Annotated in this window: 10 protein-coding genes; 1 reads left to right on the top strand and 9 read right to left on the bottom strand. The window is 66.1% G+C overall.

The window, feature by feature from the left end; all coding sequences use genetic code 11:
- Positions 1-50: 50 nt before the first annotated feature.
- From uvrC to glpD, 6 genes are all read right to left on the bottom strand, one after another.
- On the bottom strand, positions 51-1,916 hold the full coding sequence (gene uvrC / locus LV82_RS09230; protein ID WP_104071258.1) for an excinuclease ABC subunit UvrC: 1,866 nt from the start codon (positions 1,914-1,916) through the stop codon (positions 51-53).
- 288 nt (positions 1,917-2,204) lie between these two features.
- A complete protein-coding gene (locus tag LV82_RS09235) occupies positions 2,205-3,020 on the bottom strand; it encodes an SDR family oxidoreductase (RefSeq protein ID WP_104071036.1) in 816 nt (271 codons plus the stop codon).
- Positions 3,021-3,190: 170 nt separating this feature from the next.
- Positions 3,191-3,994, bottom strand: a complete 804-nt coding sequence (locus tag LV82_RS09240; protein WP_104071037.1) for a S49 family peptidase — start codon at positions 3,992-3,994, stop codon at positions 3,191-3,193.
- 49 nt (positions 3,995-4,043) lie between these two features.
- The gene (locus tag LV82_RS09245; protein ID WP_104071260.1) at positions 4,044-5,177 is read right to left on the bottom strand and encodes an iron-containing alcohol dehydrogenase; all 1,134 of its coding nucleotides are present in this window, start codon (positions 5,175-5,177) and stop codon (positions 4,044-4,046) included.
- A complete protein-coding gene (gene glpK, locus LV82_RS09250) occupies positions 5,174-6,664 on the bottom strand; it encodes a glycerol kinase GlpK (protein ID WP_104071039.1) in 1,491 nt (496 codons plus the stop codon). The genes LV82_RS09245 and glpK overlap by 4 nt, the downstream gene beginning before the upstream one ends.
- Positions 6,661-8,238: a glycerol-3-phosphate dehydrogenase gene (gene glpD / locus LV82_RS09255; RefSeq protein WP_104071041.1), complete on the bottom strand. Its 1,578-nt coding sequence runs from the start codon at positions 8,236-8,238 to the stop codon at positions 6,661-6,663. The genes glpK and glpD overlap by 4 nt, the downstream gene beginning before the upstream one ends.
- Positions 8,239-8,369: 131 nt before the next feature.
- On the opposite strand from glpD, the gene LV82_RS09260 reads away from it, so the two are divergent.
- The gene (locus LV82_RS09260; RefSeq protein ID WP_104071262.1) at positions 8,370-9,140 is read left to right on the top strand and encodes a DeoR/GlpR family DNA-binding transcription regulator; all 771 of its coding nucleotides are present in this window, start codon (positions 8,370-8,372) and stop codon (positions 9,138-9,140) included.
- 6 nt (positions 9,141-9,146) lie between these two features.
- Here LV82_RS09260 and tdh read toward each other — a convergent pair whose 3' ends face one another.
- From tdh to LV82_RS09275, 3 genes are all read right to left on the bottom strand, one after another.
- Entirely contained in the window at positions 9,147-10,172 is a 1,026-nt protein-coding gene (gene tdh, locus LV82_RS09265) for an L-threonine 3-dehydrogenase (protein ID WP_104071264.1), read from the bottom strand.
- 13 nt (positions 10,173-10,185) lie between these two features.
- Entirely contained in the window at positions 10,186-11,376 is a 1,191-nt protein-coding gene (gene kbl / locus LV82_RS09270; protein WP_104071043.1) for a glycine C-acetyltransferase, read from the bottom strand.
- An 89-nt stretch (positions 11,377-11,465) separates the two neighbouring features.
- Positions 11,466-12,026 (bottom strand): helix-turn-helix domain-containing protein, encoded by a 561-nt coding sequence (locus tag LV82_RS09275; RefSeq protein WP_104071044.1) that lies wholly within the window; start codon positions 12,024-12,026, stop codon positions 11,466-11,468.
- Positions 12,027-12,054 lie beyond the last annotated feature (28 nt).

Genomic DNA, 12,054 nt, shown 5'->3' on the forward strand with positions numbered 1-12,054 from the left:
CGCAGGGTTTTCCGTCGCCCAGCCGCGAATGCGCCGGTCAGCGCGCCTGCCTAACCGCCCGAGTGAAAGAAGTCATAGATGCGCTGGGCCATGGCCGCGGAAATTCCCTCGACGGCCTTGAGATCCTCCAGCCCCGCGCGGCTGACCGCCTTGGCCGATCCGAAATGGGTCAGAAGCGCCCGTTTGCGCGCCGCACCGATGCCCGGGATCTCGTCCAGCGGTGTCGCGCCGATGGCTTTTGCCCGTTTCGCCCGATGCGCCCCGATCGCCCAGCGATGGGCTTCATCCCGCAGGCGCTGGATGAAGTACAGCACCGGCGAATTTCGCGGCAGGGCAAATGGCGGCCGGCCCGGGCGGTGGAATTCCTCCTTGCCCGCATCGCGGTCGATCCCCTTGGCCACGCCGATGACCGGGATGTCCTCGATTCCCAGGTCTTCCAGTGTCTCGACCACGGCCGCGACCTGGCCCGCGCCGCCATCGATCAGCAGAAGATCGGGCCAGGTCTCGCCGCTGCGGTCCGGATCTTCCTTCAGCAGCCGCTGGAATCGCCGGGTCAGCACCTCGCGCATCATGCCGAAATCGTCGCCGGGGCTCAGATCCGCATTGCGGATGTTGAACTTGCGGTACTGGCTTTTCACGAAGCCTTCGGGCCCGGTCACGATCATCCCGCCGACGGCATGCGCGCCCTGGATGTGCGAGTTGTCGTAGACCTCGATGCGCCTTGGCACGCGGTCGAGCCCGAAGGCTTCGGCCAGGGCCTCGAGCAAGCGGGCCTGCGCCGCGTCTTCGCTCAGCCGCCGAGCAAGCGACTCGCGCGCATTGCGCGCGGCATTGGCGACAAGCTCGGCCTTCTCGCCGCGCAGGGGCACGGCGATCTCGACCTTTCGGCCAGCCCGTTCCGACAGCAATTCGGTCATGAGGTCGGCATTCTCGATCGCATGCGACAGGAGGATCAGCCGGGGGGGTGTCTTGTCGGCATAGAACTGACCCAGGAAGGCCTCGAGAACCTCGGGCTCCTCGGCGCCCGACCCGGTGCGCGGATAGAAATCGCGGTTGCCCCAGCTCTGGTTCGCGCGGATGAAGAAGACCTGCACGCATGCCTGGCCGCCTTCGATATGGACGGCGATCACGTCTGCCTCGGCCACGCCGCGCGGGTTGATCGATTGTGACGATTGAACGGCGGTCAGCGCGCGGATCCGGTCGCGCAGGGCGGCTGCGCGTTCGAATTCCAGCGCCTCGGCCGCGGCCTCCATCTCTTGCGCAAGGCGCGCCTGGATCTGGGTCGAGCGGCCCTGCAGGAAACGCTCGGCGTCCTCGACCAGGGCGGCATAGTCCGTCTGGCTGATCCGGCCGACACAGGGGGCGCTGCAGCGCTTGATCTGGTACAACAGGCAGGGCCGGGTTCGGCTGGAAAACACCGAATCGGTGCAGCTGCGCAGCAGGAAGACCCGCTGCAGATGGTTCAGCGTGCGGTTCACCGCGCTCGCGCTGGCAAACGGGCCGTAATAGTTGCCCTTTTCCCGCTTCGCCCCGCGATGCTTGCGGATCTGCGGATAGGGGTGATCCTTGGTGACAAGGATGTTGGGAAAGGACTTGTCGTCGCGCAGCAATACGTTGAAATGCGGCTTCAGCTGCTTGATCAGGTTCTGTTCCAGAAGCAGCGCCTCGGTCTCGGTGCGCGTGGTCAGGAACATCATCGAATGGGTGGCCTGGATCATGCGGGCGATCCGGGCCGAGTGTCCGGTGGGCCGGGCATAGTTCGCGACGCGCGCGCGCAGGTTCCGCGCCTTGCCGACATAAAGGACGCGGCCGGCTTCATCCAGCATCCGATACACGCCGGGCTGGGTGGTCAAGGTCTTCAGATAGGATTGGATCAGGGCGTGCCCGGTCAGCTTGCCCTGCGTCACGTCTGCCATGATCTTGCCACGATCTTCCTGCTCGTCGATTCTCTCAAGCAGCTGCGCCTGATGGCCGCGAATTTCAAGGCCAAAGCTTTCCACGGAATCTGTGGATAAGTCTGTAGAGAAGTCTTAGACAAACGCGATTTTTCCTTGAATCTCGCAGATTTCGTTGGTTTGCCCAAAATATAGGCAATAAGCTAAGCATCTGAATTATATGCATAAAAAACAGTGCGGCCGCCAAGGGCTTGAAAACTGCGTCAATTTCGCGCGTGAAGTTGCGCGCAACCATATCCGGTGGACAAGTCAGCCCTTGGCGTTCCAGTTTTCGGTCTCGAACGCGCCGTCGGGGCCCGTGATGTCCGGTGTCTTCCAGCCCAGATGCTGGCCCCCGTCGACGCAGATCAGCTGTCCCGTGACGGCGGGCGCATCCAGGAAATATCCAAGCGCTGCACAGATATCGTCGGGGTTGGCGCCGCGTTTCAGGATCGAGCCTCGGCGCTGGGCGTGGAACTGGGCCTCGCTTTGCCGGTCGCCGCGCAGGGTCGTGCCCGGGCCGATCGCGTTGACCCGGATGTCGGGCGCAAGCGCGCGCGCGGCAGTCTGGGTAAAGGCCCAAAGCCCCATCTTGGCAATCGTGTAGGTCATGAATTCCGGCGTCAGCTTGCGCACCCGCTGGTCGACCATGTTGACGACAAGCGCATGGGCGCGGGCTTCGCCGTCTTCCCAGCTGGCGCGCGGTGCCTGTTCTGAAAAACGCTGGGTCAGCACGAAGGGCGCGCGCAGGTTCGATTCCAGGTGCCGATCCCAGCTTTCGCGCGTGGCGGTGCGGATCGTGTCGTATTCGAAGATCGACGCATTGTTGACCAGGACGGTCAGGGGGCCGCCCAAGGCCTCGGCGGCGCGCCCGACCAGCGTGGCGGTCTGGGATTCGTCCAAGAGATCGGCCTGCAGGGCAATCGCCTGAACGCCCATCGAACGGGCCTCTGCCGCAGTCCTTTCAGCCTCTTCGGCAGAGGACGAATAGTGGATCGCCACATCGTGGCCGCGCCTGGCCAGATACAGCGCCATCGCGCGCCCCAGTCGCCGCGCCGCGCCCGTCACCAATGCTCGTGGTTTCATGCCTTGCCTCCACATTCACAGCGCGCGCGTCCGATCAAGGGTCGCCCGCATTTGTCGCAGCGGCGCACGGACTTGCGGCGCGGCAACCGGAAACCCGGCATCCGCAGTCTGCCCAGAAGCGCGAGGATCGCGATGAAAACCAGAAAGAGCGTGATGACCTTGACCATGATCTACAGGCCCAGACGCGCCCAAAGCGCGCGTTCTTCTATCTGGTCCATCACCTCGGCCACGGCCCGCCCGGTCAGCCGCTGCAGCAGCGGACGCTTCACGCCATGGGGAACGATGCGCACCTTGTCGCCGTACATCTCCTTGAGCTTGGGGACCAGATGCCCGATCCCGTCCGCCAGTCCCTTTTCAACGGCTGCGCGGCCCACCCAGACCTCTCCGGTGAAAAGGTCCTCGCCTGCTTGCAGGCGGCTGCCGCGCCGGGCTGATACCTGTGCCTTGAAAGCCTCGTGAATGGGTTCAAGGATCGCGTGCAGCCGACGCACATCCTCGGGCGTTTCGGGACGGAAGGGGTCGAGAAAGCTCTTGGCCTTGCCCGCCGTATGCACGCGCCGTTCGATCCCGTGGCGCGACAGGAATTCGGGAAAGCCGAATGTGGCCGAGATGACCCCGATCGATCCGACAAGCGAGCTTTCGTCCACCCAGATGTCGTCGGCCGCCGTCGCCAGCCAGTAACCGCCCGAGGCCGCGACATCCTCGACGAATGCATGGACCGGCAGCTTCTTCTCGGCAGCCAGACGACGGATACGGGCTGCGATCAGCGCCGACTGCACCGGTGAGCCGCCGGGCGAGTTGATCGAAAATGCGATCGCGCTGGGCCGTCCGCGGGCAAAGGCGCGTTCGATCACCGGGGCCAGCGAGGCATCGTTCAGCCCGCCGCCCATGCGGCCGCCGGCCGAGATCATGCCCTGCAGGCGGATGACCGCGACCCGGGGACGGCGTTTCAGGAAGGGAAAAGCGTGTTTCATGGAACCCGATGTAACGGCCGCAGGCGGGGCGGACAATAGAAAGCCCCTCTCATACGGCCGCGTGCAGGATCCGGATCAGCTCCTGCGTGCTCAGCGCGACGGGATTTGCCTTCATCGAGGACGACGCGACAGCGGCTTCGGCGATGGCGGGAATGTCCGTGGTGGCAAGTCCCATCTCGCCAAGCCGTGGCAGGCCGGACTCGCGGGACCAGCGCTCCAGCGCCCCGATCCCGTCCTGCGCGCCAAGCGCCTCGGACAGCCACCGGCGGACGTCCTGCATTCGCGCGGCGATCGGCGAGCCGGGTTCAAGCCGTTCCGCATTGGCCCGCAGGACATGCGGCAAGAGGGTTCCGCAGACCGCGCCGTGCGGGGCGTCGCACAGCCCGCCGATCGGGCCGGCAAGCCCATGCACCGCGCCCAGTCCCGCATTCGCCAGCGCCAGCCCGCCAGACAGGCTGACCCACGCCATCGAATCGCGCGCCTCGGCGTCCTCTGCGTCCATCAGCCGGCGCAGCGCCTTCAGCCCCATCGGGATCGCGTCGCGGCAAAGCGCGTCGGTAAAGGGATTTGCCCGTGTGCACAGGTAGGGTTCGATCACCTGCGTTATTGCATCCAGGCCCGAGGCCAGGGTCACCGCAGGCGGGCAGCCATCGGTCAGGGACGGATCGACAATGGCCAGCCGCGCGATCATGCGTTCGTCACGCAACGAGACCTTGCGGCGATGGTCCGGCACCCCGATCACGGCATTGCGCGTCGCCTCGGCGCCCGTGCCCGAGGTCGTGGGGATCGCCACGAATGGCAGCGGATCAATCCCAAGGGGCAGGCCGCGTCCAACGACCTCCAGATGATCCATCGGATCCGCATTGCCGGGGATCAGGGCGGCCGCGGCCTTGGCCAGGTCCAGCGCGGCGCCGCCGCCAAGGCCGATCACGAAATCGGCCTCCTGCCCGGCGCGGATGGCCTCTTGCAGCATGGGCAGGGTCGGCTCGGCCGGGCAGGGATGGGGCAGGACCGTCATGCCCAGGGCGCGCAGGCCCTGCACCGCCCATTCGACGCGGGCGGGGTCGCGCCCGTGAACCAGAAGGGCCACGCGCCCGAAGGCGGCAATCTCGGGCAGGGCGGCCCGCGCCTCGCCCCGGCCAAACCGGATCTTGCGCGGCATTGCCAGAGCGAAGGCCATCAGACGCTCATGGTGGCGGCGACCGCGCGTTTCCAGCGTTCGTAGCGAGCCGTGCGCTCGCTGGCTTCCATCGCCGGTTCGAACCGGCGCTGCAAGGCCCAGGCCTTGGCAAAGCCCTCGGCGTCGGGATAGATCCCGGCGCGCGATCCGGCCAGCCACGCCGCCCCCATCGCCGTGGTTTCCAGCACCTCGGGCCGATCGACCGGCGCACCAATGATGTCGGACAGGAACTGCATCGCCCAGTCCGAGGCCGTCATGCCGCCATCGACGCGCAGGACGCCCCCCTGATCTTCCATGCCGGGCCAGTCGGCCCGCATTGCCTCCATCAGATCACGGGTCTGATAACCCACGCTTTCCAGCGCCGAGCGGGCAAGCTCTGCCGGGCCGGAATTGCGCGTCAGGCCAAAGATCGCACCGCGGCATTCGGCATTCCAGTAGGGCGCGCCAAGGCCCACGAAGGCCGGCACCAGAATGACCTGCTGCGTCGGATCTGCCTGTTCGGCCAAGGGCTGGGTCTCGGCGGCATTGCGGATGATCTTCAGCCCGTCGCGCAGCCACTGGACGACCGCGCCCGCGATGAAGATCGACCCTTCCAGCGCGTAGGTTGGCTTGCCGTCGAACTGATAGGCGATCGTGGTCAGCAGGCGGTTTTGCGACAGGACCGGTGTTTCGCCCGTGTTCAGCAGCGCAAAACAGCCGGTTCCATAGGTCGATTTCATCATGCCCGGTCGGAAACAGGCCTGCCCGATGGTTGCGGCCTGCTGGTCGCCCGCCACGCCCATGATCGGGATCTCGCGGCCGAACAGATCGGCCCGGGTGGTGCCGAAATCGGCCGCGCAGTCACGCACCTCGGGCAGCATCGACATCGGGATACCCAGCAGGGCGCAGATGTCTTCGTCCCAGCGACCCGCGCGAATGTTGTAGATCAGCGTTCGCGCGGCATTCGTGGCATCGGTGGCGTGGACGCGCCCCCCCGTCAGCTTCCATATCAGATAGGTGTCAACCGTGCCGAACAGCAGATCGCCCGCCTCGGCGCGGGCCCTTGCACCTTCGACGTTCTCGAGGATCCACGCGATCTTGGTGCCCGAGAAATAGGGATCCAGCAGCAGGCCGGTGCGCTGCGTGACCATGGGTTCGTGCCCTTCGGCGCGCAGGCGTTCGCAAAGCGGCGCCGTGCGCCGGTCCTGCCAGACGATCGCCCGATGGACCGGTTCGCCGGTCTTGCGGTCCCAGACCAGCGTCGTCTCGCGCTGGTTGGTGATGCCGATCGCGGCGATCTCGGCCGCGTCGATCCCGGCGCGTTCGATCGCCTCGCGCGAGGTCGCCGCGACCGAGGACCACAGATCGGACGGGTCGTGCTCGACCCAGCCCGATTGCGGGAAGTGCTGCGGGAATTCCTGCTGTGCGATGGCCTTGATCCGAAGATTGGCGTCAAACAGGATGGCGCGGCTGGATGTCGTGCCTTGGTCGATTGCCAGAATGTGGCTCATGCGTTCCTCCCCCGTTGCATCCACGCGTCAAGCTCGGCGATCTGCTCGGCATTCATCCTCAGCCCCAGCTTGGTGCGGCGCCAGACGACATCCTCGGCCGTCTGGGCGTATTCGCGCGCCATCAGCCAGCGGATCTCGGCCTCGAACAGGCCGGCACCGAAATGGCGGCCCAGATCCTCGGCCGAGCCGGCATCGCCCAGGACCTGCCGTGCCTCGGTGCCGTAGCAACGCGCCAGACGCCGGATCGTGTATCCGTCCAGGAACGGATAGGCCCGGGCCAGATCGTCGCGCAAGGCGGCCACGCCGTCCACCGGGAAATCGCCGCCGGGCAGGGGGGCGGTCGCCGTCCAGGGGCCGGCGGGGACGTCCAGAACGCTGGCGATCTTGTCCAGAGCTGCCTCGGCCAGCTTGCGATAGGTCGTGATCTTGCCCCCAAAGACGTTGAGGATCGGTGGGCCGTCGCTGTCGAGGGTCAGCACATAGTCGCGGGTTGCCGCCGAGGCCGACTTCGCGCCGTCGTCGTAAAGCGGCCGAACGCCCGAATAGGTCCAGACGATGTCGTCCCTCGTGACCGGCCGTGCGAAATATTCCGAGGCAAAGGCGCAGAGATAATCCTGTTCTTCTTCGGTGCAGCGCGCCTGAAGGGGGTCGCCGTCGTGGTCGACATCCGTCGTGCCGATCAGTGTGAAATCTTCTTCATAGGGGATGGCAAAGATGATCCGCCCGTCGCGTCCCTGGAAGAAGTAGGCGCGATCGTGGTCGAACAGCTTGCGCGTGACGATATGCGATCCGCGCACCAGGCGAATATGCGCGCGCGGCGCCAGATGGGCGGTATCCTTGACGATCCGTTCCACCCACGGGCCGCCGGCATTGACGACCATGCGGGCGCGGAACTGCCGGCGCTTGCCGTTGCGTTCGACCTCGACGATCCAGTGATCGCCCGATCTGCGGGCCTCGACCACGCGGGTGCGCGTCATGATCCGCGCGCCGCGTGCCTCGGCATCGCGGGCGTTCAGGACGACCAGGCGCGCATCGTCCACCCAGCAATCGGAATATTCCCATGCGCGGCGGAATTCGGGCTTCAGCGGCTTGCCGGCGGGGTCGCTGGCCAGATCCAGCGTTCGCGTGCCCGGCAGGATCTTGCGGCCGCCCAGATGGTCGTACAGGAACAGGCCCAGCCGGATCAGCCAGGCCGGCCTTCTGCCGCGCATCCATGGCATGAAGGTCGACAGCAGCCGCGAGGTCGGCGTGTCGGATTCGAACCGCATGTCGGGGCTGTAGGGCAGGACAAAGCGCATCGGCCACGATATATGCGGCATCGCGCGCAGCAGGACCTCGCGCTCGATCAGCGCCTTTCGCACCAGCCCGAATTCGAAGTATTCCAGGTAGCGCAGCCCACCATGAAACAGTTTCGTCGAGGCCGAGGACGTGGCCTGTGCCAGATCCCCCATCTCGGCCAGGGCGACCGACAGGCCGCGGCCCGCCGCGTCGCGGGCAATGCCCACGCCGTTGATCCCCCCGCCAATGACAAAGAGGTCAAGCATCGGCTGCTGCGGTTCGGGTTCGGATACCATCACACGCTCCGCTGGACTGAATTCGCATCGTTTATCGCGCCGAGATGCGCGAAATGTCAACTTTTCCGTTCGCGAATGTTCGTTTTGATGCTATTTCTTCGGTGCAGCGGGGCATCGTCACGGAGGGTCGCATGGCGCTGAGCATCCGGCAAAGCGAAATCCTGGACATCGCGCGGGCCGAGGGGCGCGTCAGCGTCGAGGATCTTGCCGAGCGTTTTGGCGTGACGCTGCAGACCATTCGCCGTGATCTGACCGAGCTGGCCGATGCCGGACAGCTTGAGCGCGTGCATGGCGGGGCGGTTCTGCGTTCGGGCGTGGCCAATATCGGCTACGAGCAACGGCGGCTGATGAACGCGGCATCCAAGGCCGCGATCGGGCGGTGCTGTGCGGCCCTGGTGCCGGACGACAGTTCGCTGTTCATCAATATCGGCACCACGACCGAAGCCGTGGCGCGCGCGCTGTTGGGGCATCGCAACCTGACGGTCGTGACCAACAACATCAACGTGGCCAATATCCTGGCACAGAACGAAAGTTGCGAGGTCATCGTCGCGGGCGGCGTTCTGCGCCGATCGGACGGCGGCCTGGTCGGTGACCTGACGACCGAGGCGATCAGCCATTTCAAGGTCGATTATGCCATCGTGGGAACCTCGGCGCTGGACGCCGATGGCGATCTTCTGGATTTCGACCCGCAGGAGGTGCGCGTCAGCCGGGCCATCCTGCGTCAGGCGCGCCAGTCCTTCCTGGTGGCCGATGCCTCGAAGCTGGAACGCCGCGCTCCGGTACGGATCGCCTCGTTGTCCGAGATCACGCGCGTCTTTACCGACCGGCCGCTCCCGTCCGGTCTGGCGCGGAAATGCGCCGAATGGGGGACAGAGGTCACGGTCTGCCCCCCGGCAGAGTAGGAACGGTCAGGTCCAGTCCAGAACGACCTTGCCGCTTTTCCCGGTGCGCATGATCTCGAAGGCCTCGCGGTAGTCGTCCGCGGCAAAGCGGTGGGTGATGACGCCGCGCACATCCAGGCCGTTTTCCAGCATGGCGATCATCTTGTACCAGGTCTCGAAGATCTCGCGGCCATAGACGCCCTTGATCGTCAGCGCCTTGAAGACGATGCGCGACCAGTCCACCGGGCTCTTGCCCGGCGGGATGCCCAGCATCGCGATGCGGCCGCCCATGACCATGTTTTCCACCATCTGATCGAAGGCGGCCTGGCTGCCTGACATTTCCAGCCCGACATCGAAGCCTTCCTTCATCTTCAGCATGTGCTCGACCTCGCGCAGGTCCTGACGCGCCACGTTGACGGGCTCGACATCGGCCACCCGCGCGGCCAGGTCCAGCCGGTCCTGGTTGACATCCGTGATCACCACATGCCGCGCGCCGACATGGCGTGCCACGGCGGCGGCCATGATGCCGATCGGCCCGGCGCCGGTGATCAGCACGTCCTCGCCGACAAGGTCGAAGGACAGCGCGGTATGCACCGCATTGCCAAGCGGGTCGAGGATCGCGCCGATCTCGTCGTCGATCTCGTCGGGCAGGGGGACGACGTTGAAGGCGGGCAGGCGCAGATATTCGGCGAAGGCGCCGTTTTCGTTGACGCCGATGCCGCGCGTGGCGGGGTCAAGATGGAACTTTCCCGCCCGCGCCTGACGCGACTGGCGCCCGATCAGGTGCCCCTCGCCCGAACAGCGCTGGCCGATCGAAAGACCTTCGACGTTGCGGCCGATCTCGACGATCTCGCCGGCGAATTCGTGACCGGTGATCAGGCCGACAGGCACGGTGCGCCGGGCCCAGTCGTCCCAGTTCCAGATATGGATGTCGGTGCCGCAGATCCCGGTTTTCTTCACCCGGATCAGCACGTCGTCGGGCCCGATCTCGGGCACCGGGCGGGTTTCCATCCACAGCCCCGGTTCGGGCCGCGCCTTGACCAGGGCCTTCATCTCGTTGCGCATGTTACAGCACTCCCACCTTGCGACCGGCCTCGGCAAAGGCCTCGAGCGCCCGATCCAGATCGGCGCGCGACAGCCGCGCATTCATCTGCGTCCGGATCCGCGCCTGTCCATGCGGCACGACCGGATAGAAGAAGCCCTGAACGAAGATGCCACGGGCAACGAGCTCGGCCGCCATCTGCTGGGCCAGGCGGGCTTCGCCCAGCATCACCGGCACGATCGGGTGCTCGCCGGGCAGAAGGCGGAATCCCGCCGATTCCAGCCCCGCGCGCCAGTAGCGGGCATTGTCGAACAGGGATGCGCGCAGATCGTCCGCGCCCTCGACGATGTCGATCGCGGCAAGCCCCGCCGCCACCACTGCCGGCGGCAGCGCGTTCGAGAACAGATAGGGGCGCGAGCGCTGCCGCAGCATGTCGATCACCGGCTGCGGCCCCGCGACATAGCCGCCCAGCGCACCGCCCAGCGCCTTGCCCAGCGTGCCGGTCAGGATATCGACATCGACTCCGAAATGGGCCGGCGTCCCGCGCCCCTGCGGCCCCATGAAGCCCGTCGCATGGCAATCGTCCACCATGGTCAGCGCGCCGTATTCGCGTGCAAGCTCGGTGATGCGGGGAAGGTTGGCAAGGTAGCCGTCCATGGAAAAGACACCATCGGTGGCGATCATGACGAAACGGGCCCCCTCGGCGCGCGCCTTCTGCAACTGGGTCTCCAGATCCGCCATGTCGGAATTGGCATAGCGATAGCGGCGCGCCTTGCACAGCCGGATGCCGTCGATGATCGAGGCATGGTTCAGCGCGTCCGAGACGATGGCATCCTCGGGGCCAAGGAGCGGCTCGAACAGCCCGCCATTGGCGTCGAAGCAGGCCGCATAGAGGATCGCGTCATCCTTGCCCAGAAAGCGCGCGATCCGGGTCTCCAGCGCGCGGTGCAGATCCTGCGTGCCGCAGATGAAGCGGACCGAGGCCATGCCGTAGCCGTGATCGCGCATCGCTTCGCAGGCCGCCTCGATCAGGGCCGGGTGATCGGCCAGGCCCAGATAGTTGTTGGCGCACAGGTTCAGCATCTCGCGCCCGTCGATGCGCACATGCGCCCCCTGGGCCGAGGTGATCAGCCTTTCGCGTTTCATCAGGCCCTGCGACTCGATGTCCTTCAGGGTGTTGACCAGGTGGGTCAGGAAGGCGGGTTTGTCCGACATGGCAGAATATCCTCCGTGATGGCGGAAGGGTATCGCGAGCGGGCGAAATGTCAATATTTCGGATGGCGTTCCGGCATGACGGAAAATCGTCAGGAATTCTGGACGATCAGGATCGCGCGTGCGGGGCCGTCCTCGGCGGCGATACTGTGGGGCCGGTCGGCGAAATAACGCGCCGTGTCGCCCTGGTTCAGGACCTGGCACTCCTCGCCCGAGCGGACGCGCAGGCGGCCGGACAGAACCGTCAGATGTTCGCGGCAACCCGGCCCGTGCGGGTCACTGTCCAGAATGCCGCCTTCGTCCAGCGTGAGGTCATAGACTTCGTGCTCGCCCGCGGCTTCGGCGGGCGACAGGATGCGGATGCGCACGCCACGGCCGCGGCCCGCGATGACCGGTGCGGCCTCGGCGCGGATGACTTCGATCGCCGGTGTGCTGCGGCCTTCCAGAAGGCCCGCGAAATCGACCTTCAGCGCCTGGGTCAGGTTCCACAATGTTGCAACCGTCGGGCTTGATTCGCCGCGCTCGATCTGGCTGACCATCGACCGGGAAACGCCCGACAGGCGCGCGACGGCGTCGAGGCTCAGCCCCTTGGCCTTGCGCGCCTCGCGCAGGGCATTGGCAAGACGGTCGTGAATGTCGTTGCGGTTGCTCATGCCGGCCAAGTTGGGCAACGGGGCTGCA

The sequence above is a fragment of the Albidovulum inexpectatum genome (assembly GCF_002927635.1).
Classification (GTDB): domain Bacteria; phylum Pseudomonadota; class Alphaproteobacteria; order Rhodobacterales; family Rhodobacteraceae; genus Albidovulum; species Albidovulum inexpectatum.

Bases quoted from the DNA above. Each gene is read 5' to 3' on its own strand.
- LV82_RS09235 (WP_104071036.1), bottom strand. From the start codon at position 3,020: ATGAAACCACGAGCATTGGTGACGGGCGCGGCGCGGCGACTGGGGCGC.
- LV82_RS09240 (WP_104071037.1), bottom strand. From the start codon at position 3,994: ATGAAACACGCTTTTCCCTTCCTGAAACGCCGTCCCCGGGTCGCGGTC.
- glpD (WP_104071041.1), bottom strand. From the start codon at position 8,238: ATGGTATCCGAACCCGAACCGCAGCAGCCGATGCTTGACCTCTTTGTC.
- glpK (WP_104071039.1), bottom strand. From the start codon at position 6,664: ATGAGCCACATTCTGGCAATCGACCAAGGCACGACATCCAGCCGCGCC.
- tdh (WP_104071264.1), bottom strand. From the start codon at position 10,172: ATGAAGGCCCTGGTCAAGGCGCGGCCCGAACCGGGGCTGTGGATGGAA.
- LV82_RS09260 (WP_104071262.1), top strand. From the start codon at position 8,370: ATGGCGCTGAGCATCCGGCAAAGCGAAATCCTGGACATCGCGCGGGCC.
- uvrC (WP_104071258.1), bottom strand. From the start codon at position 1,916: ATGGCAGACGTGACGCAGGGCAAGCTGACCGGGCACGCCCTGATCCAA.
- kbl (WP_104071043.1), bottom strand. From the start codon at position 11,376: ATGTCGGACAAACCCGCCTTCCTGACCCACCTGGTCAACACCCTGAAG.
- LV82_RS09275 (WP_104071044.1), bottom strand. From the start codon at position 12,026: ATGAGCAACCGCAACGACATTCACGACCGTCTTGCCAATGCCCTGCGC.